A 26,312-nucleotide genomic window follows, 5' to 3' on the forward strand; every position below is an offset into this window, starting at 1 on the left:
GCTCAGCCGACCGGGGCCAGGACCTCGCGCTCCAAACGCTGGAAGCTGGCCTCCATCCCGTCGGTCATCCCGGTGCCCAGCACCGTGTCCCGGAGCTGCACATCGGGGTAGCTGATCAGCAGCGTCAGCAGGGTGCCGCCCTGGACCGGAGTCAGCGTCAGCTCGTTGCGGGTGCTCGGGCCGTCGGTGCCGAGCATCCGTTCGGTGGTCACCGCGCGATGGGGGGCGTCCACCTCCAGCACCTCTCCGGTGAATCCGAACCGTGCTCCGCCGTCGACCTGCTCCCACTCGTAGCGGTAGCTGTCGCCGACGGTCTCGGAGACCTCGCAGACCGGCATCGTCCAACCGTCCGGGCCGAGCAGCCAACGGCTGACCAGGTCCGCGTCGTGGTGTGCCCGCCAGACGTCGGCGACCGGCCCGCGGATCACCCGGGAGACGCGCACCTGGGTGTCGGAGAGGAGTTGGGTCGCGGTCGGCAGATCGGCGGCGAAGGAGGTCAGGTCGGCGAGCACGTCGTCCATCTGACCCATCGCCGACTGCAGCCCCTCCACCATCCCCATCGAGACGAGCTTCTCCATGTCCTCGACCGAGTTGAAGTAGGTGGTGGTCACCGTCCGGGACCCGGTCTCGGTGGCTGCGAAGGTGAAGAGCACCCGCATCGAGGGGAGGTCGCGGTTGGGGGAACCGTCCGCGTGGGCGAAGCCGTCGCGCACCTCGAACGAGTGCGGCGCGTCCACGGCGACGTACTCCCAGTAGCCGCGGGACACGTCGCCCTCGGGGCCGGTCATCGCGTAGTGCGACTGGCCGCCGACGCTCATGTCGTGCCGGGTGAAGGTCGCGGGGTAGGTCGGCGGACCCCAGAACCGCTCCAGTTGGCGTGGATCCGCGAACGCGTCCCAGAGGCGTGCCAGGGGAGCGGTGAAGTCGGCGACCACGGTCAGGGTCAAGGCGTCGGGGTCGGTATCGACCGAGGTGATGGGCATCGGGGGCTCCTTCAGGGTCAGGTGGTGGGTGGTTCGGCGAGGAGGGCGTCGAGTCGGCTGATCCGGGACTCCCAGATCGCCTGGAACTGGTGCAGCAGGTGCTGGGCGCGCCGGATGGTCTCCGGCTCGCCGCGGACCAGCCGTTCACGGCCGCGAGGGTCCTTGGTCACCAGGCCGGCTCCCTCCAGGACAGCCACGTGCTTCTGCACGGCGGCGAAGGACATGTCGTACGCCGCGGCCAGCGTGGAGACCGATGCCTCGCCGGTCAGTGTCCGGCGCAGGATGTCGCGGCGGGTCGCGTCGGCGAGGGCCCGGAAGATCCGGTCCACCTCGTCGTCACTGAGTTCGGTGTCACCCGAAGAGATATCTACAACCATTTGGTTGTATGTTATCCGCCTACTTTGAGGGCGTCAACCCCGGGCAGTTGCTTGGCAACAGCAATCATCTGTAGGGTGCCCGCAACACCCCCCGAGGAGCCTCACGTGACCCCACCTGCCCTGCGACCGCGGGTCGCCATCGCCGCACTGTGCGCCGGCGGTTTCGCTGCCTCGGTGACCCAGACGATGGTCATCCCGCTGCAGTCCGAACTTCCCCGTTTGCTGTCGACCTCCGCAGCACACGCCGGCTGGGTGGTCACGGTGACCCTGCTCGCCGGGGCGGTGGCGATGCCGATCGCCGGCCGACTGGCCGACATGTACGGCAAACAGGTGGTGCTCGCCGCCTGCGCCGGCACCCTGGTCGCCGGCTCCGTGGTCTGCGCCTGGGCCAGCACCCTGGGCCCGATGCTGGCAGGCCGCGCCCTGCAGGGTCTGGCGATGGGCTTCATCCCGGTCGGCATCTCGCTGATCCGGCAGATCGCGGCGCCCGGCCAGGCCGCCACCGCGATCGCGGCGATGAGCGCCACCCTGGGCGTCGGCGGCGCCCTGGGGCTGCCGCTATCGGCGTGGATCGCCCAGACCGGGGACTGGCACCACATGTTCTGGCTCACCGCTGCGCTGGCCGCGGTGGTGCTGCTGCTCACCCTCACCGTAGTGCCGCGGCACCGACCCGACCACGCTCCACACTTCGACGCTGTGGGCGCACTCGGACTCGGAGTCGGACTGGTCGCGGTGCTGATCGGGATCACCCGGGCGACCAGCTGGGGCTGGCTTGACGCCCGCACCGTGGGCACCCTGGTCGCCGGTGTGCTGGTGCTGCTCGCCTGGGGGTGGTACGAGCTGCGCGCCGACGAGCCGCTCGTGGACCTGCGCAGCAGTGCCAGGCTGCCGGTGCTGATGACCAACCTGGCCGCGGTCGCTGTCGGCTTCGGGATGATGGCGTCCTCGATCGTGGTGCCGCAACTCCTGCAGTTGCCCGCGTGGACCGGACACGGGCTCGATCAGTCCCTGCTGGCCACCGGCCTGTGGCTGGCGCCGGCCGGCATGATGATGATGCTCTTCTCACCGGTCTCCGGGCGCCTGATCGATCGCCTCGGCCCCCGGATCGCGCTGATGATCGGCGGCGCGGTTCTCGGCGCCGGCTACCTGGCCGCGCTGGTGATGATGTCAGCCCCATGGCAACTGCTGGTCGCCTCCTGCATCACCGCGGCCGGGGTCGGCATCGGGTACGCCGCGATGCCCAGCCTGATCATGGACAACGTGGACCCCCGCGCCGCAGCAGCCGCGGTCGGACTCAACGCGTTGATGCGCTCGGTCGGCACCACCCTCGCGGCAGCAGTGATGGCGACCGTGCTGACCAGCCGCACCGTCGACCACGACGGCATCCTGCTGCCCAGTCAGGGCGCCTTCCAGGCGTGCTTCCTGATCGGCGCCGGGGCCGCGGTGCTCGGCGTACTGCTCACCGCGGTGATCCCGCGTCGCGCACAGGCCTCCGGCGCCGGGGCCGACCCGGTGGGCGAAAGCCTCGCGCTCAGTCGCTGAGTCGGTCGGCGGCGGTGCGCTCCACCCGGTCGCGGATCGGCCCCTTGGCGAGCAGTTGCTGCACGTGGTGGCGTGGCAGCACCAGCACCCGGGCGGGCTCGGTGGTGACCACGGTGGCGGTACGTGGCTCCTCGGTGACCATCGCGATCTCACCGATCAGATCGCCGGGGCCGAGGGTGGCCACGTCCTCGTCATGTTTGCGGACCACGGCCCGGCCCGCGACCAGGATCATCAGCTCCCGGCCGGAGGTGCCTTCGGTGGTGAGCACCCGCCCGGTGGGCAGGTCGATCTCGTCGGCCAGCCTGGCCACCTCCGCAATGTCGGTCGCGGAGCAGTCGGCAAACAGCGGCAGTGAGCCGATCAACGCCTCCTTGGCGTTCCTGCGGTGGAGGTTCATGATTTCGAGAGTAGGGCTGCAGGCGTCGATGCGATAGTGCCCGCGGCGGTGAGCCCGGTCACCCGTCGACGGCCCTAGGATCGGGCGATGCGCCCCGCCCGGGCGGCCTTCGCCGCTCTCACCCTCGCCAGTACCCTCGCCGTGGCCCGAACGATCGTCTCCTACCGCGCGGTGCCGCCCGCACTGCGCCGCCCGGCGATCCTCAGCTACCCCTCGATCACCGGGCCGCGGACGCTCGCGCTGTATCGCCGCACCGCCCAGAACGCATCCACGCCGTGGCCCGGGGTGACAGTCACCGAGCACACGGTGCCCGGTGGTCCGCCGGTGGTCGTGCACGACCCCGTCGGCCGGGTCGTGCCCACCGGGGCGGTGCTCTGGCTGCACGGCGGCGGCATGTTCATGGGCTCGGCGGTGAGCAACAACGACTACTGCGGGTGGCTGGCCGAGCAGCTCGGCGCGGTGGTGATCGCGGTCGACTACCGACTCGCCCCGGAGCACCCGTTCCCGGCTGCGGTCGAGGACTGCGACGCGGCCCTGCGATGGGCGGTCGACCAGGCGGAGACGCTGGGCATCGATGCGTCCCGGATCGCGATCGCCGGCGCCAGCGCCGGGGGACTGCTGGCCGCCTCCACCTGCCTGCTGGTCCGGGAGCGAGGCGGGGTCGCGCCGTGCTTCCAGTTGCTGCGCTACCCCGGGTTGGACCCCCGCACTCGGGAACGACGCTGGTGGCGGCAACGGTGGGTGTGGACCGGCCGGTCGACCGCCTACGCCTGGCGCTGCTACCTGGGCGGGAGGGCCCTCGACGAGTTGCCGGCGTACGCCGCACCGGCGCTGGCCGCCGACCTCTCCGGGCTGCCGCCGGCGTGGATCGGCGTCGGCAGCGACGACCTGTTCCTGGCCGAGGACACCGCCTATGCGCGGGCCCTGGCCGAGGCCGGGGTGCCGGTCGAACTGGACGTGGAACCAGGCATGTACCACGGCGCCGACGGTGTCGCCGGGGACGCTGCGGCGATGATCGCCTTCCGGGCCCGGGAGGTGGCCGCGCTCCGCACCGCCCTCAGTTGAGTCGAGTTGGGCCTCCTACGCGTCGAGTTGGGCCTTCGCCGGATCCTCCGATGTGACAGACTCCGCAGCCATGCCTTGGACCCACGGCGCGTCGTTGCGTGCCGACCATCGAGAGCGGCTGATCGGCGCCGGCGCCGAGCCCGACGTACTGGCCTCTCTGGACCTGCACGAGATCACCGCTCCACTGCCACGGTGGTGGCACGAACAGGGCAACACGCTCTACCGCCATGCCGACGTGTGCATCCCGCCGGAGTTGATCGAGCGGATGGCCCTGATCCCGTTCACCGATGCCCTGGTGGTGATCGCGTCCACGGTCGAGAACATGGCGAAACTGCACTTGGGCGAGTCCGGCGCGACCGTCTTCCTCGGCCCGGACTCCAGCTACACCGCCACCGATCTCTACTGCGGCGGCAACTCGGCGATCATCCTCAACGGGGCGCTGGCGGCCACCCGCTGCGCGATCCTGGACGCTCGCAACGGCGGCTCCATCGTGGCCGCACCGGACCAGTTGTGGGCGGCCGACGTCTACATCGCCACCGACGACATGCATCGGCTCGAGGACGCCGCCACCGGCGTCCGGCTCAACCCGTACGGCGGCCAGATCCGGTTCGGCACGCATGTCTGGCTGGGGCGGGACGCGATCATCACCGGCCATGTCCAGATCGGCGACGGCGCCGTGGTGGGGATGCGGAGCCTGGTCCGCGGGCAGAAGGTGCCCGCTCATGCGGCGGTGGCCGGCACGCCGGCGCGGGTCATCCGCGATGGCGTCGCCTGGACCGAGGACGACACGCCGTGACCGGCGCAGTGCCCGGACGGTTGAACGTCTCGCTGGACCAGTTCGAGATGGCCTGCCTCACCTGGGGTGAGGTGGCGGACGAATCGCGACCGTTGGCGGTGCTGCTTCACGGCTTCCCCGACACGCCACACACCTGGCGCCACCTCGGGCCGGGGTTGGCCGAGGACGGCTGGCGGGTCGTCGCGCCCGCCACCCGTGGCTACGGGCCCTCGGGGCTGCCGCGGGACGGCAGCTATCACGCCCCGGCACTGATCTCCGACGTCGTGGAACTGCACGCCGCCCTCGGAGGCGATCACCGAGCACTGCTCGTGGGGCATGACTGGGGCGCGATCACCGCCAACGGACTGGCGGCCTCGCCGCACTCCCCGTTCGGTCGGGTCGTGGCGATGAGCGTCCCCCCGATCCCGTCGTTCACACCGGGTCGGTCAGACCTCGGCAGTTGGCTCGCGGTGCTGCCCCGTCAGGCCCGGCTCAGCTGGTACCTGGCCTTCAATCAGCTGCCCCGACTGCCCGAGCGGGCGTTCGTCAGGCTGGTCACGCACCTGTGGGACCGGTGGTCGCCGGGGTACGACGCCACCGAGGATCTGGCACACCTCGCTGCGGCGTTGCCCAACCGACGATGCCGAGCTGCCGCTCTGGGCTACTACCGGGCTCAGTTGCGGCCGTGGCGAACGCCCGCCCGCTATGCGTCGTACGCCTCGACCTGGACGGGAGCCCCGCGGGTGCCGTTGCTCTACCTGCAGGGCGCCGATGACGGTTGCCTGGACCCTCGCTGGACGACGCGGGTCCTCACCCACCTGCCCGAAGGAAGTGCGGTGGCGACCGTCCCGAACGCCGGCCACTTCCTGCAACTGGAGCAACCTGAGGCGGTGGCCCGGCACGTGCTGGCCTTCTCCCAGGTGCAGCGGAATGTCAGTCCGGGGCTGGGCCGACCGGTCGAGTAGTCGCCGGCTCCCACAGGGCCGCGTCGACATCGACGACGCCGCGAACCAACGGGACACCCTCCACGTGCCAGTGCTCCTGCGCATCGATCATCAGATGCGGCGGCAGGGTGCCGTTGGCACGCACCACCCGCCACCAGGGCACCCCGTGACCGGCCCGGGCCATCACCCCACCGACCCCACGCGGTCCGCCACGTCCCAGGTGCGCCGCGATCACGCCGTACGTCATCACCCGCCCGGGCGGGATCTGCTCCACCAGGCTCAGCACGGCCTCGGTGAACTCGTCCAGGGAGTCACTCATCGGGGGCCGCCAGCCGCAACGCCGCGTGGGCCATCGTGATCAACAGTGCTCGCATCGCGGGGCGCGAGATCCTGGCGCTGTGCGGGGTGGAGTTGAGCAGTCCGAAGACCGCCTGGATCGCCGCCCTGCCCTCGGCGGTGGGCAGTGTGTCGCCGTGCTTGGCGCGCACCTCCCGCAACGTGTCAGTCCACAGGTCGATGTAGGCGAGTTGCTGGCGGCGCACCTCGTCGCGCGCCTCGGCGGCCAGGTTGCCCCATTCCCGCTCCTGTACGACGATCAGCGCGGGTTGGCTCACCGCGAAGTCGGCGTGCCACTCGATCAGGCTGGCCAGGGCGGCCTCCGGGTCTGCCGCGGCCGCCACCCGGGAGCGTCCTTCGCGCAGCAGTTCGGCGGAGACTTGGGTCAGGCAGGCGGCCAGCAGCGCCCCTTTGCCCTCGAAGTGCTTGTAGAGGGCGGGGCCGGAGATCCCGAGCGCGCCGCCGATGTCGTTCACCGAGACGCCATGGAAGCCACGCTCGGCGAAGAGTCCGGCGGCGGTGTCCAGGATCTGTTGACGACGCAGGCTCATGGGCGGATTGTTGCCCACCTCAGGTCGGAGTGAACACCTCGGGTGCCGAGATTCCACACCTCGCGCGGCCGGATGTCACACCTCGTCCGCCGAGATGTCACACCTCGTCCGCCGAGATGTCACACCTCGTCAGGGGAGGGGGAAGGAGATGGGGGGGAGTTGGCCGGCGGCGACGTAGGACATCGCGGCGGCGCTGAGGGTCATGAACCGCAGTCCGTTCAGGGCCGCGGTGGGGTCCTCGCCCAGAGCCAGCGCCTCGTACAGGGCGCCGTGGAAGCCGGCGGTGATCGAGCCGGGCAGGTCCACGCCCTCGGGCGGGGGAGTCGGCAGGTCGGCGGAGACCCGGGCGAACTCCTCGGCGGTCACGTCCCGCAGCCGGCGCAGCATCTGCGCCAGCCGTTCGCCGAGTTCGGCGTCGACCGCGGCCAGGGTCGTGAGGTCGTAGAAGATGCGGAACAGTTCCGGCTGCTTGGACCAGATCCGGATCGACTCGGCGAAGTAGGCGTCGATGCGGCCGAGGGGGGAGTCGTCGGTGATCGGTGCGTTCCGCCACCGGCCGACGATCTCCACCTCCAGTGCCTCGACGACCGCCAGCAGCAACTCCTGCTTGGTCGGGAAGTAGTAGGTCAGCAGCCCCGGCGCGATGCCGGCCGCCTCGGCGATCTGCTTCATCGAGGTGTTCGCGTAGCCGCGCTCGCCGAGCACCTCCTGAGCCGCCGCCATGATCTGCGGACGGCGATCGGCCTTGGGGGGTCGACCCCGTCGCGTGTCGCTCATCTCGCCAGCGCCTCCGTCCGGTTCGCGGTGAACGCGGACCGGGAGGGCCACCAGTTCCACCGCCCGAGCAGGGCGGCGATCGACGGCACCACCAGCGTCCGCACCACCAGGGTGTCCAGCAGCAGTCCGGCGCCGATGGTGAAGCCGATCTGCGCCAGGGTGGTGACCGACCCGGTCATCATCGCCAGGAAGCTGACCGCGAAGATCACCCCTGCCGAGGTGATCATGCCACCGGTGGCGGTCACTGCCCGGGCGACACCCAGACGAGCGCCCGCCGGGAACTCCTCCCGGATCCGTGACACCAGGAGCATGTTGTAGTCCGCTCCGACCGCGATCAGGATCACGAACGCGATCGCCGGCACGCTCCACTCCAGCGGGTGGCCGAGCAGGTGCTGCCAGACCAGCACGCTGAGCCCCATGGCAGCGGCGTAGGAGATCACCACCGACGCCAGCAGGTACGCCGGCGCAACGACGCTGCGGAGCAACATCATCAGGATCAGCCAGACCGCGGTGAGGGCGACGCCGGCCACCAGCCAGAAGTCGCGTGCGGCGAGCCGGTCCAGGTCGGCGTTGGCCGAGGCGGTGCCGGTCATCGCCACGGGGGCGCCCTCCAGCCTTGTGCCCCGGAGCGCGGTCTCGGCGGTGTCCCGGATCTGTCCGGACCGGGCCATCGCCTCGGGACCGAACGGGTCGGTGTCGCTGAGCACGATCAACCGGGCGGTCCGGCCGTCGTCGGAGAGGTAGAACCCCAGGGCCAGGGCCATCCGCGGGTCGTCGAGCGCGGCGGCGGGCAGGTGGAAGCCGCCGATCGCAGGATCCCGGGCGGTGCGCGAGGTGTCGAGCAGGAAGTCGGCGGCCTGCCGGAGGCCGTCGGTGATCTCCTGGGTGGCGACCACCAGGTCACCCGTGCCGTCGCTGACCGCGGCCGCGCCGTCGGCCAGCTCGTCCGCGCCGTCGGCCACCGCTGCGGCGCCGTCGGCCAACTCGTCGAGGCGGCCGCCGAACTCCTGGTGCGCCGCGGCGAGTGCGGCGACGCCGGCGCGGGCGTCACGCAGTCCGTCGGCCAGGTCGGACAATCCCTCGGCCAGGGCGGTGTTCCCGTCGGCGATCTGCCTGGCCGCGGTTGCGGCCCGCAGCAGTCCGGGGAGCAACTGGTCACGCTGGGCGACGTGGATCTCGGCGATGCCGTCACGGGCGGCCACACAGACCGGATCCAGGCCGCAGCCGAGGCTGCGTGACAGTGCCTGGTGGGCGGTGCCCAGACCGTCGACGGCGACCTTGGTCTGATCGTGCGCCAGCGTGAGGGCATCGGCCAACTGTGCTGCCCCGTCGGCCAGTTCCGCCGAGCCGCTGCCGGCCGTCTCTGCCCCGGCGATGGCGTCGCCCAGCCCCGATCGGCCCTCCTCGATGCCGGCCAGGAATCGGTCGATGGCGTCGGCGGCCTGCCGGGTCCCTTCGGCCACCAGCGTGGCTCCGCCGGCCAGGTCGCCGGCGCCGACGGCCACCGTCGCGGCCCCGTCGGTCAACCGTTCGGTGTCGCCGGCCTCGAGTTCGGCGGCGGCGCTGCCGAGCTGTCGGCCGACCTCCCCGGTCTGGTGGCCGAGCGACGCCTCGTCCAGCGGGCTGCCGGTGGGTCGGGTGACCCCACGGACCGAGTGCACCCCCTCGATCCGGGCCACCGAGGCGGCCGCCTGTTCCAGGGCGGCCAGGTCCCGTGGGTTGCGCAGATCGCGGTCGGCCTTGATCAGCACGAAGTCCTGCAGGATCTCGCTGGCCGGGAAGTGTTGTGCCAGTGCCCGGTAGCCGACGTTGCTGTCGGTATCGGCCGGCTGGACGGCCCGCTCGTCGAAGCTGACCTTCATGGTCGGATAGAAGGCGGCCAGCGAGCCGAGCAACAGCAGTCCGAGCGTGAGTACGGCGACCGGGCGGGTGGCGACCAGGTTCCCCGCGCCGTGCCAGATGCGGCCGGAGAACGACCGGGCCGGGGCCTCGGCCCAGCCACGGGCACCGGCCAGCGCCAGCAGGGCCGGAGTGACGGTGAGCGCGGTCAACAGGGTCACCGCGACGCTGATCGCGATCGCTGGCCCGGAGGTGCGGAAGATGCCCAGGTCGGCCAGGGTCATCGCCAGGCTGGCCGCGATCGTGGTGCCTCCGGACGCCGCGATCACCGCTCCCACCCTCCGGGTGGCCACCCGGACAGCCTCGAACGGATCGCGGCCGGCGCTGCGCTCCTCGTGGTAGCGACCGATCAGGAAGATCGAGAAGTCGGTGCCCGCACCGAGCACCACGCCGGTGAGGAAGACCGAGGTGAAGGTGGACACGTCGAAGACGTGCAGCCCGAAGAACGCGGTCACCTGCCGGGAGACGGCCAGCGCGATGCCGATGGTGATCAGGGCGATCGCCGCGGTCACCATCGACCGGTACATCAGCAACAGGATCAACGCGATGCCGACCAGGGTGACGATGGTGATCCGGTCCACCGAACTGACCGCCTCGGTCTGCAGGTCGGCGATGGTGGCCGGGGTGCCGGTGACGTAGGTGCTCAGACCGGCCGGCCGGTTCGGGCCGGCCGCGAGCTCGCGGATCTGGGCGACCTGGTCGGTGGCCTCGGGGGAGCCGATGCCGCCGGCGAGTCCGACCGGCAGGTACATCGCCCGGCCGTCCTCGCTGGTCATCGTGTCGGCCAGCTCCGGTCGCGAGGTGACGTCCTGGACACCGGTGACTCCGTCGCCGCGCCGCTCCAGTCGTCGTACGACGCGACGGTAGTAGTCCCGATCCGCCTCGCCCAGCCCGTCGGGGCTGACGAAGACGACGAAGGTGACGCTCTGCGCCCCGGTGCCGCCGAAGGCGGTGTCCATCTCCTTGAAGGTCTGCACCGAGACGGCGTCGTCGGGGATCACTGGCTGGGACGCGCGGGCGATCACCGCCTCGAGGGAGGGGACGGTGGCGACCAGTGCGCCCGCCACCACGATCCAGGCCACCAGGGTGAGGACCCGCCCTCGGACGACGGCTCGGCCCCAGGCGCTGAAGAAGTTGCCACTGTCCACGGCGGAGATTCTAGGTTGGTCGACCAATAAAGCGCATCGTGTGCTCGGTCACACGCCCGGGTCCGGGCACGACAACGCCGGGCCGGCTGTGCAGAACGCCGGCCCGGCGTCGGAGTCGGGGGAGTGGGTCAGCGGCGCAGTTGCGCGTGCACCGCGAACGCCTTCCCGTTGTCCCGAGGCCTGCCCTGGCAGGCCCGGAGGGTGCCCCTGTCGCAGGTGAACCGCGAGGAGCCGTTGGCCACGGTGACGAACACTCGGGCGACCTTGCCGCGCCGCATCCCGATCGCGACTCGGCCGTTCCCGAACCTGTTCAGGTTGATCTGGCGGTGCCGGATGTTGCCGTTGCGCATCACGATCAGGGCGTGCGCCCCCGGGTTGGTGGCGCGGGCGGGGCCGCTCACGTTCACCACCAGGCGCCACTTCCTGCTGTTGATGCCCTTGCGGCGGATGTTGAACACGGCCGTCTTGGAGGTGAGTTGGTTCACCTTGGTGGAGTAGCGGGCGTTCCGGCTCTTCTGGGTGCGGGCCGCCATCCTTCGGGTGGCCTGGACCGGGGCGGTGGGGAAGGTGCCGTGGTCGGCGTAGAACGACCGCGGCCGCCGGTTCACCGAGCCGAAGTGAGCGTAGTTGCGGGCCAGCCCGCCCCGCTTGCCCCGATTGAGCACCCGCTGCAGCGCCCGGATCGAATGACGTCCCTGGGCGGTCTGGTTCCAGACCTGGCGGACGACCCCGTTGCCGTGCTTCTGGGAGAGGAACTCGAAGAACGCCCAGTTCCCGTAGGACTGGGGACCGAAGCGGTCCAGCGGCTTCAGGGGCCGGGCTGCCTGGCCGAGCGGGAGGAACTGCCGGTTGTCCTTGACGTCGGGAGCGAAGCGCTCCTCGAACCAGGTGGCGGTCGCCTCCATCAGCCACTTGTCGGCACCGTAGTCGTAGGCGTACTGAACGGCGTGGAACAACTCGTGGGCCAAGGTGACCCGAACGTTGTTGAGCGGGGTCTGGAGGGTGAACTCGGCCATGTCGTTGTCGATAGCGCAGAAGGCGGGTGCAGTCCCGTGTCGGCGGGTCACCGTACCCTGCACGGGTGTGCAGTACCCGTAATAGCCGTTGGCGCCGAGGTTGACCAGGGCAATGTTGAGGCGCCCGCCCGCGATAGGCCAGTTTGTAACGAAGGGGTCCGAGTGGACGCGGTCGCTCGACACGACGCGAGGCGCCCGGTAGTTCATGGCGTCTGCCCGATTCAAGACCTTGTTAGCCTCGAGGAGCGCCTGTTCTGCGTAGGCCAACGTTGAATGATGGGGGTGATCCTGATCGTCGAACCGCCACACGCACACGGCACCTGAACAGAGGCCTTCAAGCGTGGTCTTCTGGCGACCGTTGACAGTGGCACTTCCGCCTCCGCCGTCGACTCGTGGCGTGAGGCGCTCGGCTTCCAGTTGCTGCTCGGGAGTGAGATCAGCGGAGGCCATCTCCAGATCCAGCAGCAGCGTCGACAGCCCCTTGGGGTCCGCCTTGCCCTTGCCGGCCAGCGCCTCCTTGACCGCCGTCAGCGCGGCGGTCGCCTGCGCTGAGGCCTGGTCCGGTAATGGCCCCGGACCCTTCGGATCGGCGGTAGCGGCGCCTGCGGGGAGCAGGGTGGCGACCAGGAGCAACATCACCGTGACGGCGGTGCGACGCATCAGGAAGACTCCACAGAGTTGTGCCCGACCGCCGAGCCCCCGATTGGTCGGGCCGGTGCAGGAGAGGCTCGGACTGCGAGCCTAACCCGACAGGCACACCGGGGGCGAGTCAGGACCCGGAGATCTTCTCGATCAGTGCCGTGGTGGAGATCGCCGGGGTGCGGGGCAGATAGACCACCTCGCAGATGTCACTGAACTCGTCGAAGCGTCCGGCCCAGTCGTCGCCCATCACCAGTACGTCGGCCCCGTGCTCGATCAGGTAGTCCCGCTTGGCCTCCAGCGACTCCTCGACGAAGACCGCGTCCACGGGCTTGAGGGCGGCCACGATCGCCAGCCGCTCGGCCTGGCTGAACACCGGCGCCCGGCCCTTCTTGGAGATGTTGAGCGCGTCGGCGGAGACCCCGACCACCAGGCGGCCGCCGAGTTCGGCGGCCCGTTCGATGATCCGCAGGTGGCCGACGTGGAAGACGTCGAAGGTTCCGAAGGTGATCACCGTGCGTCCAGACATGGCGCGCATCCTCCCACGAGCCGCCCGGATCGCCCACTCCGATGGGGCACAATCGCACCCGTGGCCACCACAGTTGCCCCCAGCCGACGCCCCCCACCACCCACCGACGCCGAGCGGCGCGCCGGCCTGCGACGGATGCGCACCTTCGCCGTCGCCCTGCTGCTGCTCGCCGCCGTCGTCTACGTGCTCACCAAGCCGTACGACGACGGCTGGGTGGGCTTCGTCAACTCCGGAGCCGAGGCGGCGATGATCGGCGCGATCGCGGACTGGTTCGCGGTGACCGCGCTGTTCAAACACCCGCTCGGCCTGCCGATCCCGCACACCGCCCTGGTGCCGCGCCGGAAGGCGGAGCTGGGGGAGGGCCTGCAGTCATTCGTCGGTGAGCACTTCCTCTCCGAGGAGGTGGTCCGGGACCGGGTCAGCAATGCCGGCATCTCCCGGCGGATCGCCGACTGGCTGGCCGACCCCCGCCATGTCGACCGAGTGGTCGCCGAGGCCGCCGAGATCGTGTCCACGGGCCTCGGCAAGGTCACCGACGAGCACGTCTCCGACCTGGTGTCGGAGGCGTTGTTGCCCCGGTTCCGGGAGGAGCCGCTGGCCCCGGTGCTGGGCAGCCTGGTCACCGAGATGGTCCGCGACGACCTGCACCGGCCGATCGTCGACCTCGGACTGGAGGAGCTGCACCGGTGGTTGCTGCACAACCCGGTGCGCTTCGGCGAGGTGCTCAGCGAGCGGGCGCCGCGATGGGCGCCGCCGTGGCTGAACGAGGCGGTCACCACCAAGATCCACACCGAGGCCCTCCGGTGGCTCGCCGACATCCGCGACGACCCGCAGCACCATGCCCGCACCGCGTTCGACTCGCTGCTCGCCCAACTCGGCCACGACCTGCTCTTCGACGACGCCACCCGGGCCCGCGCCGAAGCGTTCAAGGAGCGGCTCCTGGACCACCCGCAGGTGGCGGCCAGTGCAGTCGCGTTGTGGCAGGCGCTGCGCCGGTCGCTGCTCGCCTCGCTGGCCGACCCCGAGGGCGCAGTCCGGGCCCGCGTCCGGACCGAGCTGACCGCCTTCGCGGAGCGACTCGACGTGGACCCGGAGCTTCGGGACACGCTCGACAGTGCCGCCAGTGACCTGGCCTGGTTCGTGGTCGAGCGCTACGGCACCGAGTTCGCCTCCGTCATCGGAGCCACCATCGAGCGCTGGGACGGCCGGGAGGCCGCCGAGCGGATCGAACTGCACGTCGGACGCGACCTGCAGTTCATCCGGATCAACGGCACCCTGGTCGGCGGCCTGGTCGGCGTGATCATCCACGGCCTGAGCCTGCTCTTCCTGGGCCACTGAGGGAGACTGGTGCCATGAGCGAACCGGTGGACGTGGCGATCAACACCGACTCGATCCGGTTGGGACAGTTCCTCAAACTGGCCAACCTGGTGGAGTCCGGTGCCGAGGCCAAGCCGGTGATCGCGGACGGCATGGTCACCGTCAACGGGGAACCGGAGACCCGTCGGGGTCGCCAGTTGCAGGTCGGCGACGTGGTGGGACTGGCCGGGCAGGCCGCCCGGGTCGCCGACGAGTCGGCGTACGACGACCTGCCCTGGTGAGCCCGGTCTGGTGAGGCTGCTCAGCTGACGGCGAGCAGGTCCACCACGAAGATCAGCGTCTCGCCCGGCTTGATCACGCCGCCGGCGCCCCGGTCGCCGTAGCCCAGGTGCGGGGGGATCACCAGCTGACGCCGGCCGCCCACCTTCATGCCCTGGACGCCGGTGTCCCAGCCGGAGATGACCTGACCGACGCCGAGGCGGAACTGCAGCGGGGTGCCTCGGTTGTAGGAGGCGTCGAACTCCTCGCCGGTCGAGTGCGCCACGCCCACGTAGTGCACCGACACGGTCGAGCCGGCGGTGGCCTCGGCGCCGTCCCCGACGGTCACCTCGGTGACCACGAGATCGGTCGGCGGGGTGGGGTCGGGGAACTCGATCTCGGGCTTCTGCATGAGGCTTCCTTCTCAGGTCTGGTGCACGTAATGGTCGAGCTGATCGCGCTCGAACTCCAGTTCGCCGATGCGGTGCTTGACCACATCGCCGATGCTGATGATGCCAGTGAGTCGCCCGTCCTCGACCACCGGGACGTGCCGGATCCGATGCTTGGTCATCTGCGCCATCAGCGCGTCGACCGCGTCGTCGGGGGTGCAGGTCTGCACCACCGTGGTCATGATCGCCGACACCGACCGATCCAGCAGGTCCGAGTCGTTGACCAACCGGCGCACCACGTCCCGCTCGCTGGCGATGCCGTCGACAGTGTCGCCGTCGGCGCTGACGATCAGGGCGCCGACGTTGTGCTCGGCGAGCAGACCCACCAACTCTCGGACGGTGGCCTCGGGACGGACCGTCACCGTCTTGCGGTGGTCCTTGCCCTTGAGCACGTCACGGATTCGCATCCAGGCCTCCTCGATCTCCTCATGTGCACTACGTCACATCAACGCTACACCGCAGCGGGCGTGCACGAGGGCGATGTCTGCTCAGCGTCGCCGGTGGGCGCTCATGTCGGTCACCGAGCCCGGCGGCTCGGGGCGGTCGTCGGGGTCGTCGGCGCTGTGGCGGCCGGTGCCCAGGAACGCCAGCGCTGCCTCGTGCAGATGCCCGTTGCTGGCCAGCGCGTTGCCGCCCCACGGACCCGGGTCACCGGCCAGGGAGGTGAACTGCCCGCCGGCCTCCCGGACGATCACGTCCAGCGCGGCCATGTCGTAGAGCTCGAGCTCCGGTTCGCAGGCCAGGTCCACCGCCCCCTCGGCCAGCAGCATGTAGGACCAGAAGTCGCCGAAGCCACGGGTTCGCCAGCAGCGTCGGGACAACGCCAGGAAGTCCTCGAGCCGACCCCGCTCCTCCCAGCCGGACAGGGAACTGTAGGAGAGCGAGGCGTCCTCGAGACGGCGTACGTCGGAGACCTGGCAGCGCTCCGCCTTCAACAGCGACCGGCCGGTCCAGGTGCCGCTGCCCGACGCCGCCCACCAGCGCTTCTGCAGTTGGGGAGCGGAGACCACACCGAGGACCACCTCGCCGTCCACGGCCAGTGCGATCAGGGTGGCCCAGACCGGCACCCCGCGCACGAAGTTCTTGGTGCCGTCGATCGGGTCGATGATCCATTGGCGCTGGCTGTGCCCGGTGCTGCCCGTCTCCTCGCCGACCACCGCGTCCCGGGAACGGACCCGGGACAGGGTGCGCCGGATGGCGTCCTCCACGGACTGGTCGGCGTCGCTGACCGGCGTCAGGTCGGGCTTGCTCATCACGTGCAGGTCCAGGGCCTTGAACCGGGCCTGGGTCAACGAGTCCGCGTCGTCGGCCAACAGGTGGGCCAGTCGCAGGTCGTCGGTGTAGTCGGTGGGCATGCTGCCAAGGGTAGGGGTACCCGGTCTCGACCGGCTCGACCGCGGGGCCTCGGCGTCCTCGCCGGTCGGGCTGCGCCCCGCCCGGCGCTCAGTCGCCGGGGGTGCGTTCGCGGGCTTCCAGCAGCCGCCGGAACGACTCGACCCGGTCCGGGTCGGTGGTGCCCGCAGCCAGCGCGGTGTCCAGGCCGCACTCGGGCTCCCCACGGCCGTGGCTGCACCCCCGCGGGCACTCCTCGGTCATCTCGTCCAGGTCCGGGAACGCCTCGATCAGGGTGTCCGGGTCCACGTGAGCCAGCCCGAAGGAGCGGATCCCGGGGGTGTCGATGATCCATCCGCCGCCCGGCAGCGGCAGCATCAGCGCCGAGGTGGAGGTGTGCCGGCCGCGGCCGGTGACCGCATTGACATGGCCCACCTCCCGGTCGGCGTCGGGGACCAAGGCATTCACCAGCGTCGACTTGCCCACGCCGCTGTGGCCGACGAGCACGCTGATGCGCCCGGTCAGGTGCTCCCGCACCTCGCTGAGGTCGCCGCCGCGCTGGGTCACCACCCACGGAACGCCGAGCGACCGGTACGTCGACAGCAAGGTCTCCGGGTCGGCCAGATCCGCCTTGGTCAGGCACAGCAGCGGTCGCAGACCGGAGTCATAGGCGGCCACCAGGGCACGGTCGATCAGCCGGGGGCGGGGCTCGGGGTCGGCCAGCGCGGTCACCACCACCAGCTGCTCTGCGTTGGAGACCAGCACCCGCTCCACCGGGTCGTCGTCGTCGGCGCTGCGCCGCAGCACCGTGGTGCGGGGAGTGACCGTGACGATCCGCGCCAGCGTGCCGTCCTCGCCGCTGGTGTCGCCGACCACCCGGACCCGATCTCCGACCACCACGCCCTTGCGACCCAGCGGCCTGGCCTTCACGGCCATCACCTTCCGGTCACCGATGCGGAGCGTGAACCGGCCACGGTCGACGGTCAGCACCAGCGCATCCACGGCGTCGGTGTGCTCGGGCCGCTCCTTGGTGCGCGGACGGGTCCGCCGCCGGGGGCGCTCGTAGTGCTCCGGGTCCTGGTCGGTGTACCGATGGGTCATGGCATCAGTTCCACAGCCTCGACCAGGCGTCCGCGAAGTCCGGGAACGTCTTCGAGGTGGTGCCGATGTCCTCCACCAGTACGTCGTCGACGGCTGCCGCCAGGATCACGCCGGCATGCGCCATCCGATGGTCGGCGTAGGTGTGGAAGATGCCCCCGTGCAGCGGTGCCGGCGCGATGTCGAGTCCGTCCGGGTGCTCGGTGACAGCGGCCCCCAGGGCGGTGAGTTCGGTGGCCAGCGCAGCCAACCGGTCGGTCTCGTGGCCGCGGATGTGGGCCACACCCCGCAGTCGGGAGGGGGTCTCGGCCACCGCACAGAGCGCGGCGATCGCCGGCGTCAGTTCCCCGATGTCGTGCAGGTCGAGGTCGACGCCCTGGAGTCGGCCGCTGCCCGCGACCCGGAGGCCCGCCTCGGTGCGGTCGACCGTGCAGCCCATCCGGGCCAGGATGTCGCGGAGTTCGTCACCGGGCTGGGTGGTGCTGGCCGGCCAGTCCCGGACGGTGACGGTGCCACCGGAGACCGCAGCCAGTGCCAGGAAGGGGGCGGCGTTGGACAGGTCCGGCTCGATGACGGTGTCCAGGGCCGCGATCGGGCCGGGCGCCACCCGCCACCGGTTCGCCTCCTCGGTCACCTGCACCCCCCGCTCCCGCAGCATCGCCACCGTCATCTCGATGTGCGGCAGGGAGGGCACCGGCTTGCCGTCGTGGCGTACGTCGACACCGTCGGCGTAGCGGGCACCGGCCAGCAGCAGCGCGGAGATGAACTGGGAGGACGACGAGGCATCGATGACGACGACGCCGCCGGGCACGGTCCCGGCGCCGTGCACGGTGAACGGCAGGGCGCCGCGGCCGGCATCCTCGATCGTGACACCCAGGGTGCGCAGCGCCTCGAGCATCTGCCCGACCGGCCGGGTGCGCATGTGTGGGTCGCCGTCGAACCCGATCCGGCCCCGGTTCAGCGCGGCGATCGGCGGCACGAACCGCATCACGGTGCCGGCCAGCCCACAGTCGATCTCGGCGGCTGCGGAGTCCCAGGTGGCCGGGGTCACCTGCCAGTCATCGCCCTCGGTGTCGATCTCGGCGCCCAACGCGCGGAGTGCCGCTGCCATCAGCAGAGTGTCCCGTGACCGCAGGGCACGGCGTACCACTGACGGGCCGTCGGCCAGGGCGGCGAGCAGCAACGCCCGGTTGGCCAGCGACTTGGACCCGGGCAGCGACACGGTCGCCGAGATGGGCTGCCGGGCGCGCGGTGCCGGCCAGGGGTTGGCAGGCAGGTCGGCAGGGAGGTCGGCCAGCGGGGTGGTCGGGGGGGTGGTCACGAGGTCCAAGGGTAGTGGGGTGAGTAGGGGAGCGTAGTGGGGTGGCCCGGCCGTGCCTCACACCGCGAGGGTGGCGGTGTTGTTGCTCGGATCCGGGTCCTGGACATCCCCGTCGGGGGCCACCGTGGCGGTCACCGTGGTGAGTCGGAGCAGGTTGCCGAAGACGAAGGTGAAGTCGCCGTCCTCGGTGACCGTGCAGGTCGCCTCGGTGCCCGAGACCGTGCAGCCGTCGGGGGCTCGGCGGATCGGCCGTTGCCCGTCGTGGCTGACGGTCAAGGTGGCGGTCACCCCCGGGGTCAGGCCGGTGACGGTGGCGGTCACCCGAGCCACCAGCAGGCCGGTCACCAGGCCGCCGCTGTCGCGGAGGGTGACGCCCAGGTCGACGAACACGGGCTCGGGCTCAGGCTCAGGCTCGGGCTCGGGCTCCGGCTCGGGCTCCGGCTCCGGGGACGGTGACGGGGTGGGCGACGGCGACTGGGTGGGGGGCGCGGCCGTCGGTGGCGGAGTGGTCGGTGCCGGCGTGGTGGGTGCCGGCGTGGTCGGTGCCGGGGACGCTGCCGGGGGTGGCGTGGTCACCGGCTCTGGTTCTGGTTCTGGCTCCGGCTCCGGGTCGGCCGTCGGTGAGCGCTCCGCCGGTGCCTGCGGACTGGTGGCGGCCGGTGGTTGGGTGACGGGGGCGTCGTCGTCGCCGATGTTGAGCGCCACGAAGGTGCCGCCCGCAACCACCGCCGCCGCAGCCACGCCGGCCACTGCACTGGTCGGGCCGTTGCTGAGCACCACATCCCGGCCTCGCTCCAGCAGGAACAGCAGCCCGCCCTTGGCCACCAACCCTGAGGTGGCCGCCAGGTAGCCGGTGGCTGCGGTGCCCAACAGCAGCGGAGCCAGCAGGGCGGACAGGTTCGAGTTCACTTCGGTCAACTCGAGGTAGATCGCCATGCACTTGCGGCACTCGTCCAGGTGCGCCTCGACCTTGGTGGCGTCCCGGCGGGAGATCCCGTCACGGACGTAGGCCCCCAGATGGTCATGGGTCCACCGGCAGGTGTCGTCCTCCATCTCCTGGATGTGCATGTTCAGGAACGCCTGCCGCAACCCCTCACGGGCCCGGTAGGCCAGGGCCGCCACCGAGTTGGCGGTCATCCCCAGCAGCGGGGCCACCTCAGCCGGCTTGTGCCCCTCGACCTCGGTGTGCCACAGGACCAACTGCCAGCGTTCCGGGAGCGAGGCGAACGCCTTCGCCGCCGCCGCACTCTCGAAGCCCTCGATGGCGGTGTCCTGGAACGGGACGCCGGGGTCGAACGCCTCGAGGTCGTCGGTGGTGTGCAGCTTCTTGCCGGCGCGGATCTTGTCGATGTGCAGGCGGCGGACCGAGGTCAGCAGGTAGGCGCGGAAGGCCACATCCGGACCACCCCCGCGCTGCAGCACTCCGAGCACCTTCGCGAACGCATCCGAGACCAGGTCGTCGACGTCCCCGGCGGAGACCAGTTGGCGGGCCAGCCGACGCGCCGCCTCGACGTGACGGGCGAAGAGGTCGCCGTAGGCGTCGAGGTCCCCACCCCGCACGGCCGAGATCAGTTCGGCGTCTGCGGGGCCATCGAGGCGGGGAAGGGCTGTGCTCACGCAGCCCTCAACGATCCAGTCGGTCTTGAATCACGCCCTATTTTCTCACGCGCGTGCGAATGCGGCACCGAAACGAGTCGGAAACCCGAGGCGTGACCCGATCGAAATCTTTCTCCGAACTCGCGTCATGGGGGCTGCTGAGGTCGGTCTCATCAGTAGATCCGCGGACCAACGGATCACCGAGACGGACACCGAGGGGGTCAGGAGAGTGGGATTGTTCGCAACGCGACAACGCCCCTCCCGGGGTCCCGAGGCAGGGACGGACCTGTCCTCGAGGCAGCGGGCGGCACTGCCGCCTGGCTTCGAGGCAGTAGGGGAGGCCCTTGCCTCGGGATCAGACCCTTCGGAGGCCGCCGCGGAGGTGGGCACGAGATTGGCCGAGGACGGCATGTCGCTCCACGAGGCACTGGCGACGTTGCGGGAGGCAACGCAGCTGGTGACCGGAGCGGATCCCGAGTTCGGCGTCACTCATGCGCTCAGCGTGGCTTGGAGTGAGGTCACGTTGGCGCTTGTCCACCAGATGTCGTGCGAGGACCCAGTCACCGGGCTGTCCAGCACGGCGCACCTGCGCAGCCGGCTCTCGGAGCTCTACCGGGGAGGGCTCCGAGAGCCGGCTGGCGCACGTGGTCACGCGATCGTCGTGATCGAGGATCTGGCGGCGCCGGCCGACGATCCGATCTCGCACGCGCTGCACGCGGCCCGCGTCGGGCACCTGGCGCGCACCGTCTTCGCCGGCCCCGAGACCGTCGCCCGGGGCGGGAACAGTCGCGTCCTGGTGCTCACCGAGCGTGACGAGATGCTCGGTCGCCGGGTCGCGCTGTTGCGTCGGATGCTCGGTGACCGCAACGTCCGGGTCTGGATCGAGGGCCTGCCCTCCACGGACGTCGGTGCCGGACTTCTGGTCGAGGAGCTCGCCCGCACCTGAGCCCTATGCTGGGGCGCATGTGTGGGCGGTACGCATCGAGTCGGCGACCCGAGGATCTGATCGAGGAGTTCGAGGTCGATCAGCCTCGCATCGCCGCACCGCTGGCCGCCGACTACAACGTCGCGCCGACCAAGGAGGTGTACGCCGTCCTGGAGCGGCCACCCCGGGCAGCGGAGGAGCCGGAGCGGCAGCTGCGGGTGCTCACCTGGGGGCTGGTGCCGTCGTGGGCGAAGGACCCGTCGATCGGCTCCCGGCTGATCAACGCGCGTGTCGAGACGCTCGCCGAGAAGCCCGCGTTCCGCAAGGCGCTCGGCGTACGTCGCTGCTTGTTGCCCGCTGACGGCTACTACGAGTGGTATGCCACCGACCGCACCGATGCCCGCGGCAAGCCGGTCAAGCAACCGTTCTTCATCCGTCCCAGCGACTCCGGCACCCTGGCGATGGCCGGGCTGTATGAGATCTGGCGGGACCCCACCCGCGCCGAGGGCGACCCGGCCGCCTTCCGGTGGACCTCGACCGTGATCACCACCGAGGCCACCGACGACCTCGGTCGGATCCACGACCGGATGCCGATGATGCTCGACCCCGAGGCCCGCAGTGCCTGGCTGGACCCGCGGCTGACCTCGGCCGCCGACGCGCTGGCGCTGCTCAGTCCGGCCGCTCCCGGCCGACTGGTGGCCTACCCGGTCTCCACCGCGGTCGGCAACGTCCGCAACAACGGTCCGGAACTGGTCGAACCAATGCCCGCCGAGCCCACCTCTGCCGGAGAGGTCCCGAGTCCGTGAGGCCGGTGGCCCTTCGCGGTTGAGGGGCTGCACCGATGAACAGATCGTCGGCGGCGCTCTCGGAGAAGAGGAGCGCGCTCCGCCAACCAGCGAGCTCGCTGCCTTCTCCCGCATCAACCCCGCTACCGCAGCGAAGGGCGTGAACCTGCTCGTCGAGAAGGGCGTTCTGTACCAGCGCCGCGGGTCCTACGCCAGGCTGCGCAGAACGATCGCGTAGCGGAGCCCACCTCTACCGGAGAGGTCCCGAGTCCGCGAGGATGGTGCCGTGCCCCAGGAGATGATCATCGACACCCCGCACGGCGACGGACGACTGGTGGTCAATCGCGCCCGGCGGCCGGAGACGACACTGCTGCTCAGCCATGGCGCCGGCAACGGCATCGACACCCCGGATCTGGAGGCGCTGGCCACCAACCTGCCCCGGTTGGGGATCACCGTGCTCCGGTTCGAGCAGCCGTGGCGGGTGGCCGGCAAGAAGGTCGCCAGCGCACCAGGCACCCTCGACGAGGGGCTGATCGCGGCCGCGAACCGGATCCGCACCCGGACTCCGCTGGTGGTCGGTGGCCGCTCGGCAGGAGCCCGGTCCGCGGTCCGGTGCGCCCGGGCACTGGGGGCGGCCGGCGCGCTGGCCCTGGCCTTCCCGTTGCACCCGCCGGGCAAGCCGGAGAAGTCGCGCCTGGACGAACTCACCGCTGCCCGGGTGCCGACCATGGTGATCCAGGGCGAGCGAGACCCGTTCGGTCGGCCCGAGGAGTTCCCGCGCGGAGTCGACCTGGCGGTCGTGCCCGGCGCCGACCACAGCTTCCGGGTGCCCAAGAGTGCCGAAATCACCCAGGACCAGGCGCTGGCCATCATCGTCGAGGCGACCCTGGAGTGGATGATGCGCGACGTGATGGGGAATGACCCGGACGCCTGACGCGTTCGAGCAGGTGTGGACACACTCACCGCAGCGCACCCCGTCAGCAGCGACGACGGCGTGTTGCACGTACGCTGGGGGACGATGAGCGACTCACCCAACCTCGACTCACCCGATGTCGACGTGACCACCGAGAGCCCCGCCGACCGCGCGGCCAGGTTCGAACGCGACGCCCTGCCCTACCTCGACCAGCTCTACTCGGCGGCGATGCGGATGACCCGCAACCCGGCCGATGCCGAGGACCTCGTGCAGGAGACGTTCGCCAAGGCGTACTCGTCCTTCCACCAGTACCGACCCGGCACCAACCTCAAGGCCTGGCTGTACCGGATCCTGACCAACACCTTCATCAACTCCTACCGCAAGAAGCAGCGGCAGCCGCAGCAGTCCATGGCCGAAGACGTCGAGGACTGGCAACTGCACCGGGCCGAGTCACACACGCCCGGCGGGCTGAAGTCAGCCGAGGCCGAGGCGCTCGAGCACTTGCCCGACTCCGAGGTGAAGGAGGCGCTGCAGCGTCTGCCCGAGGAGTTCCGGCTCGCTGTCTATCTCGCGGACGTGGAGGGATTTCCCTACAAGGAGATCGCCGAGATCATGGACACCCCGATCGGCACCGTGATGTCGCGCCTGCACCGTGGCCGGCGCCAGTTGCGGGACATGCTGGCCGACTACGTGCGCGAGCACGACCTGCTGCCCGCGGCGACCGTCCAGGAGGCCACCTCGTGAACGACGACCGTGAGTGCATGGAGTACCTCCAGCAGATCGTCAGACTGCTCGACAATGAACTCGATGCGTCCGGGTGCGCGGATGTGCGCCGGCACCTCGAGGAGTGCGGACCCTGTCGACATGCCCATGACCTCGAGCGCACCGTCAAGCAACTCGTCGCCCGCTCCTGCGCGGAGAAGGCGCCTGAGGACCTGCGTGCCAAGGTGATGCTCGAGATCCACCACGTCCAACTGCGGATCAGCGAGGGCTGAGAAGCGCAAACCCCCGCACCGGGTGGGTACGGGGGTCACGTCAGTGCACTGCTGCGTCAGGTGTTGGGACGCTTGCCGTGGTTCGCGCCCTTCTTGCGGCGCGCGCGCCGCTTGCGGCCGGTCTTGCCCATGGTGTCCTCCTCATCGGTCCACGCCACACCGGAGGCGCGGCACGGCCACCCAGTCTCCCATGGCGGTCGCGGGCCCGCGAAATCACCCCCGACGCACCCCTGCTGCGCCGGACTCAGCCCAGCCGGGACAGGAAGCTTTCGGCGTCCACCACCACCCGAGTCACCTCGGCAGTGCCGACCAGGCGACTGTCGTCGTCACCGCCGACGTGCCGCGCGGTGACGGTGAAGCGGTGCAGCCGCCCGTCGGCGTACGTCTCCTCGGCGACCACGTCGAGGTCACGGCCCACCGCTGAGGCCGCCAGGTGCTCCACCTGCATCCGGGTGCCCACCGAGGTGGCCCCCTCGGGCAGCACCGCGTCGAGGGCAGCGCAGGTGGCCGCCTCACACCAGGCCAGCAGTCGGGGGGTCCCCAACACCGGCAGCGAGCCCGAACCCACCGCGATCGCAGTGTCCGCGTCGGTCACCGTGAACCTCATCGACGCCCTCAGATCCCCAGGGTGTTGCGTGGGTAGGCCGCCTCCACGTCGGTGATCACGTTGATCAGATACGGCACGCCGGAAGCGAACGCCCGGTCGAGGGCGGGACCGATCCCGGCCGGATCGGTCACCATCTCGCCGGCGCCGCCCAGCGCCTTCACGACCTCGTGGTACGCCGTGCGCTGCGCGAGGTCCGCTGCCACGTCGTAGCCGTAGATCAGCTGCATCGGCCCCTTCTCCAGCCCCCAGGCCGAGTTGTTCCCGACCACCATCACCACCGGCAGCCGGTGCCGGACCAGGGTGTCCACGTCCATCAGCGAGAACCCGGCCGCGCCGTCGCCGAGCAGCAGCACCACCTGGGCCGAGGGGCGGGCGATCCGGGCCGCGATGGCTGCTCCGAGGCCGGCTCCGAGGCACCCGTAGGGGCCCGGGTCGAGCCAGCAGCCGGGGCGGGCCGGCTCCACGAACTTGCCGGCGAAACTGACGAAGTCGCCGCCGTCACCGATCACCACCGCGTCGTCGGCGAGCCGGGGCGCCAGCTCACCGTAGATGCGCGCCGGATGGATCGGGTCGGCCTCCGCGGCGAGCAGCATCGCGTCACGCTCGGTGGCGACCTTCACCGCGTCGGTCAGCGACGCCGACCAGGCTGCCCAGTCAGGGCGGCGCACCAGCGCCTCCACGGCCGTCCGCAGGCCGTCCAGGCATCGGGTCAGGTCCCCGAACGCGGAGCCGGCCAGGGCTGCGTGCCGCGACACCTGGCCGGGGGAGTCGGCGATGTGGACGACCTGGGCGGTCGGACCGCCGTCCTTGCCGCCGAAGACGCCGTAGCCGAGCCGGAAGTCCAGTGGTGTGCCGACCACCACCACCAGGTCTGCCGAACTCAACGCCTGACCTCGCGCCTTGGTGACCAGCAGCGGGTGCCCGCCCGGCAGCAGGCCGCGGCCCATCCCGTTGGTCAGGGTGGGGATGCCGAACGCCTCCACCAGCCGCAACGCAGCCTCTTCTGCGCGGTCGGCCCACACGTCGGTGCCCAGCACCAGCACCGGATGCCTGGCCTCGCTGAGGAGTTCGGCGATCTCGGCCAACGCGTCGGGGTCGGGCTCGATCACCTCGGTGGCCGCCGCGATCGGGGTGGGCACGGTGACGGTGTCGAAGAACGAGTCCATCGGCACGTCCACGAAGGCGGGACCACGGTGCGGGGCGCCAGCGGCCGCGAACGCGGCGTCCATCCCATCGGCGATCTCGGCGGACGAACCGATGGTGCGGGCGAACTTGGAGACCGGCGCCAGGATCGGCGGATGGTCGAGCTCCTGCAGGCTCCCGCTGCCCCACCGGCCGGCCGGGGCGCGGCCGCCGACCACCACCATCGGGGAGCCGGAGAACTGGGCCTGGGCCACCGCACTGACGCCGTTGGTGACGCCCGGCCCGGCCGTCAGCACGGCCAGGCCCGGGGTCCGGGTCAGCTTCCCGGTCGCCTCGGCCGCGAAGGCCGCGGTCTGCTCGTGCCGCACGTCCACCAGCCGCATCGGCGGCTCGGCCTTCACCGCCCCGTCGTACATCGGGAAGACGTGCGCTCCCGACAGCGTGAACATCGTCTCCACACCGTGACTGCGGGCCACCTCGACGGCGACCTGGCCGCAGTGTCCGGTGAGCTCGTCGGCGTGGGATCCGGTTTCGGGAAGGGTCTCGGAACTCATGCGCCCGAACCTACCGGAGTCCGCCGCACCGCTGGTGCGGT

General features: G+C 70.9%; 29 protein-coding genes. 11 read left to right on the forward strand and 18 right to left on the reverse strand.

Annotated elements, in window-relative coordinates:
• Positions 1 to 2 precede the first annotated feature (2 nt).
• Both JKG67_RS16115 and JKG67_RS16120 read right to left on the reverse strand, forming a co-directional pair.
• Positions 3 to 983 (reverse strand): SRPBCC family protein, encoded by a 981-nt coding sequence (locus tag JKG67_RS16115; protein WP_203338367.1) that lies wholly within the window; start codon positions 981 to 983, stop codon positions 3 to 5.
• Positions 984 to 1,000: 17 nt separating this feature from the next.
• On the reverse strand, positions 1,001 to 1,360 hold the full coding sequence (locus JKG67_RS16120) for an ArsR/SmtB family transcription factor (protein ID WP_203338368.1): 360 nt from the start codon (positions 1,358 to 1,360) through the stop codon (positions 1,001 to 1,003).
• 105 nt (positions 1,361 to 1,465) lie between these two features.
• On the opposite strand from JKG67_RS16120, the gene JKG67_RS16125 reads away from it, so the two are divergent.
• Positions 1,466 to 2,902, forward strand: coding sequence for an MFS transporter (locus JKG67_RS16125; RefSeq protein ID WP_203338369.1), 1,437 nt, complete (start codon positions 1,466 to 1,468; stop codon positions 2,900 to 2,902).
• Here JKG67_RS16125 and JKG67_RS16130 read toward each other — a convergent pair.
• The gene (locus tag JKG67_RS16130) at positions 2,892 to 3,299 is read right to left on the reverse strand and encodes a cyclic nucleotide-binding domain-containing protein (protein WP_203338370.1); all 408 of its coding nucleotides are present in this window, start codon (positions 3,297 to 3,299) and stop codon (positions 2,892 to 2,894) included. The genes JKG67_RS16125 and JKG67_RS16130 overlap by 11 nt on opposite strands.
• A gap of 87 nt (positions 3,300 to 3,386) precedes the next feature.
• Here JKG67_RS16130 and JKG67_RS16135 point away from each other — a divergent pair, with 87 nt between their 5' ends.
• The 3 genes from JKG67_RS16135 (at position 3,387) to JKG67_RS16145 (ending at position 6,104) form a co-directional block, all read left to right on the forward strand.
• On the forward strand, positions 3,387 to 4,364 hold the full coding sequence (locus JKG67_RS16135; RefSeq protein ID WP_203338371.1) for an alpha/beta hydrolase: 978 nt from the start codon (positions 3,387 to 3,389) through the stop codon (positions 4,362 to 4,364).
• 70 nt (positions 4,365 to 4,434) lie between these two features.
• The gene (locus JKG67_RS16140) at positions 4,435 to 5,160 is read left to right on the forward strand and encodes an acyltransferase (RefSeq protein WP_203338372.1); all 726 of its coding nucleotides are present in this window, start codon (positions 4,435 to 4,437) and stop codon (positions 5,158 to 5,160) included.
• Positions 5,157 to 6,104, forward strand: a complete 948-nt coding sequence (locus tag JKG67_RS16145; RefSeq protein ID WP_203338373.1) for an alpha/beta fold hydrolase — start codon at positions 5,157 to 5,159, stop codon at positions 6,102 to 6,104. The genes JKG67_RS16140 and JKG67_RS16145 overlap by 4 nt, the downstream gene beginning before the upstream one ends.
• Here JKG67_RS16145 and JKG67_RS16150 read toward each other — a convergent pair.
• The 6 genes from JKG67_RS16150 to JKG67_RS16175 form a co-directional block, all read right to left on the reverse strand.
• Complete coding sequence (locus JKG67_RS16150) at positions 6,073 to 6,402, reverse strand: MGMT family protein (RefSeq protein WP_203338374.1); 330 nt, start codon at positions 6,400 to 6,402, stop codon at positions 6,073 to 6,075. The two genes, JKG67_RS16145 and JKG67_RS16150, sit on opposite strands and share 32 nt — an antisense overlap.
• Positions 6,395 to 6,970, reverse strand: a complete 576-nt coding sequence (locus JKG67_RS16155; protein ID WP_203338375.1) for a TetR/AcrR family transcriptional regulator — start codon at positions 6,968 to 6,970, stop codon at positions 6,395 to 6,397. Before JKG67_RS16155 ends, JKG67_RS16150 begins: the two co-directional genes overlap by 8 nt.
• 129 nt (positions 6,971 to 7,099) lie before the next feature.
• Positions 7,100 to 7,747: a TetR/AcrR family transcriptional regulator gene (locus JKG67_RS16160; protein WP_203338376.1), complete on the reverse strand. Its 648-nt coding sequence runs from the start codon at positions 7,745 to 7,747 to the stop codon at positions 7,100 to 7,102.
• The gene (locus JKG67_RS16165) at positions 7,744 to 10,794 is read right to left on the reverse strand and encodes an MMPL family transporter (protein WP_203338377.1); all 3,051 of its coding nucleotides are present in this window, start codon (positions 10,792 to 10,794) and stop codon (positions 7,744 to 7,746) included. The genes JKG67_RS16160 and JKG67_RS16165 overlap by 4 nt, the downstream gene beginning before the upstream one ends.
• Positions 10,795 to 10,922: 128 nt before the next feature.
• Positions 10,923 to 12,470: an MXAN_6640 family putative metalloprotease gene (locus JKG67_RS16170; RefSeq protein ID WP_203338378.1), complete on the reverse strand. Its 1,548-nt coding sequence runs from the start codon at positions 12,468 to 12,470 to the stop codon at positions 10,923 to 10,925.
• 109 nt (positions 12,471 to 12,579) lie between these two features.
• Positions 12,580 to 12,978 carry an FAD synthase family protein gene (locus tag JKG67_RS16175; RefSeq protein ID WP_203338379.1) on the reverse strand — a complete coding sequence of 133 codons (399 nt, stop codon included), beginning with the start codon at positions 12,976 to 12,978 and terminating at the stop codon, positions 12,580 to 12,582.
• Between the two features lie 60 nt (positions 12,979 to 13,038).
• Here JKG67_RS16175 and JKG67_RS16180 point away from each other — a divergent pair, with 60 nt between their 5' ends.
• Both JKG67_RS16180 and JKG67_RS16185 read left to right on the forward strand, forming a co-directional pair.
• The gene (locus tag JKG67_RS16180; protein WP_307816602.1) at positions 13,039 to 14,316 is read left to right on the forward strand and encodes a DUF445 domain-containing protein; all 1,278 of its coding nucleotides are present in this window, start codon (positions 13,039 to 13,041) and stop codon (positions 14,314 to 14,316) included.
• A 14-nt stretch (positions 14,317 to 14,330) separates the two neighbouring features.
• The gene (locus tag JKG67_RS16185; protein WP_203338380.1) at positions 14,331 to 14,576 is read left to right on the forward strand and encodes an RNA-binding S4 domain-containing protein; all 246 of its coding nucleotides are present in this window, start codon (positions 14,331 to 14,333) and stop codon (positions 14,574 to 14,576) included.
• Between the two features lie 20 nt (positions 14,577 to 14,596).
• Here the strand turns inward: JKG67_RS16185 and JKG67_RS16190 are convergent, their stop codons facing one another.
• The 6 genes from JKG67_RS16190 to JKG67_RS16215 form a co-directional block, all read right to left on the reverse strand.
• Entirely contained in the window at positions 14,597 to 14,965 is a 369-nt protein-coding gene (locus JKG67_RS16190; protein WP_203338381.1) for an FKBP-type peptidyl-prolyl cis-trans isomerase, read from the reverse strand.
• A gap of 12 nt (positions 14,966 to 14,977) precedes the next feature.
• The gene (locus JKG67_RS16195; protein WP_203338382.1) at positions 14,978 to 15,409 is read right to left on the reverse strand and encodes a CBS domain-containing protein; all 432 of its coding nucleotides are present in this window, start codon (positions 15,407 to 15,409) and stop codon (positions 14,978 to 14,980) included.
• A gap of 81 nt (positions 15,410 to 15,490) precedes the next feature.
• On the reverse strand, positions 15,491 to 16,357 hold the full coding sequence (locus JKG67_RS16200) for an inositol monophosphatase family protein (RefSeq protein WP_203338383.1): 867 nt from the start codon (positions 16,355 to 16,357) through the stop codon (positions 15,491 to 15,493).
• Positions 16,358 to 16,445: 88 nt separating this feature from the next.
• Positions 16,446 to 17,435 carry a ribosome small subunit-dependent GTPase A gene (gene rsgA, locus JKG67_RS16205; RefSeq protein WP_203338384.1) on the reverse strand — a complete coding sequence of 330 codons (990 nt, stop codon included), beginning with the start codon at positions 17,433 to 17,435 and terminating at the stop codon, positions 16,446 to 16,448.
• Positions 17,436 to 17,439: 4 nt separating this feature from the next.
• The gene (aroA, locus tag JKG67_RS16210) at positions 17,440 to 18,753 is read right to left on the reverse strand and encodes a 3-phosphoshikimate 1-carboxyvinyltransferase (RefSeq protein WP_203338385.1); all 1,314 of its coding nucleotides are present in this window, start codon (positions 18,751 to 18,753) and stop codon (positions 17,440 to 17,442) included.
• A gap of 57 nt (positions 18,754 to 18,810) precedes the next feature.
• Positions 18,811 to 20,370, reverse strand: a complete 1,560-nt coding sequence (locus tag JKG67_RS16215; RefSeq protein WP_203338386.1) for a sigma-70 family RNA polymerase sigma factor — start codon at positions 20,368 to 20,370, stop codon at positions 18,811 to 18,813.
• Between the two features lie 388 nt (positions 20,371 to 20,758).
• Here JKG67_RS16215 and JKG67_RS16220 point away from each other — a divergent pair, with 388 nt between their 5' ends.
• The 5 genes from JKG67_RS16220 to rsrA all read left to right on the forward strand — a co-directional run bounded on the left by JKG67_RS16220 (position 20,759) and on the right by rsrA (position 23,967).
• On the forward strand, positions 20,759 to 21,295 hold the full coding sequence (locus tag JKG67_RS16220; RefSeq protein WP_238998577.1) for a hypothetical protein: 537 nt from the start codon (positions 20,759 to 20,761) through the stop codon (positions 21,293 to 21,295).
• A 17-nt stretch (positions 21,296 to 21,312) separates the two neighbouring features.
• Positions 21,313 to 22,080, forward strand: coding sequence for an SOS response-associated peptidase (locus JKG67_RS16225; protein ID WP_203338388.1), 768 nt, complete (start codon positions 21,313 to 21,315; stop codon positions 22,078 to 22,080).
• Between the two features lie 265 nt (positions 22,081 to 22,345).
• Positions 22,346 to 22,993 carry an alpha/beta hydrolase family protein gene (locus tag JKG67_RS16230; RefSeq protein ID WP_307816603.1) on the forward strand — a complete coding sequence of 216 codons (648 nt, stop codon included), beginning with the start codon at positions 22,346 to 22,348 and terminating at the stop codon, positions 22,991 to 22,993.
• 84 nt (positions 22,994 to 23,077) lie between these two features.
• On the forward strand, positions 23,078 to 23,716 hold the full coding sequence (locus tag JKG67_RS16235; protein WP_203338389.1) for a sigma-70 family RNA polymerase sigma factor: 639 nt from the start codon (positions 23,078 to 23,080) through the stop codon (positions 23,714 to 23,716).
• A complete protein-coding gene (rsrA, locus tag JKG67_RS16240) occupies positions 23,713 to 23,967 on the forward strand; it encodes a mycothiol system anti-sigma-R factor (protein WP_307816604.1) in 255 nt (84 codons plus the stop codon). The genes JKG67_RS16235 and rsrA overlap by 4 nt, the downstream gene beginning before the upstream one ends.
• Before the next feature lie 56 nt (positions 23,968 to 24,023).
• Here the strand turns inward: rsrA and JKG67_RS19275 are convergent, their stop codons facing one another.
• From JKG67_RS19275 to JKG67_RS16250, 3 genes are all read right to left on the reverse strand, one after another.
• The gene (locus tag JKG67_RS19275) at positions 24,024 to 24,098 is read right to left on the reverse strand and encodes a 50S ribosomal protein bL37 (RefSeq protein ID WP_370291352.1); all 75 of its coding nucleotides are present in this window, start codon (positions 24,096 to 24,098) and stop codon (positions 24,024 to 24,026) included.
• A gap of 113 nt (positions 24,099 to 24,211) precedes the next feature.
• On the reverse strand, positions 24,212 to 24,562 hold the full coding sequence (locus tag JKG67_RS16245; protein WP_307816605.1) for a thioesterase family protein: 351 nt from the start codon (positions 24,560 to 24,562) through the stop codon (positions 24,212 to 24,214).
• Positions 24,563 to 24,582: 20 nt separating this feature from the next.
• Positions 24,583 to 26,271 carry an acetolactate synthase gene (locus JKG67_RS16250; RefSeq protein ID WP_203338391.1) on the reverse strand — a complete coding sequence of 563 codons (1,689 nt, stop codon included), beginning with the start codon at positions 26,269 to 26,271 and terminating at the stop codon, positions 24,583 to 24,585.
• Positions 26,272 to 26,312: the final 41 nt, after the last annotated feature.

The organism is Nocardioides limicola, assembly GCF_016827675.1.
Taxonomy (GTDB): domain Bacteria; phylum Actinomycetota; class Actinomycetes; order Propionibacteriales; family Nocardioidaceae; genus Nocardioides; species Nocardioides limicola.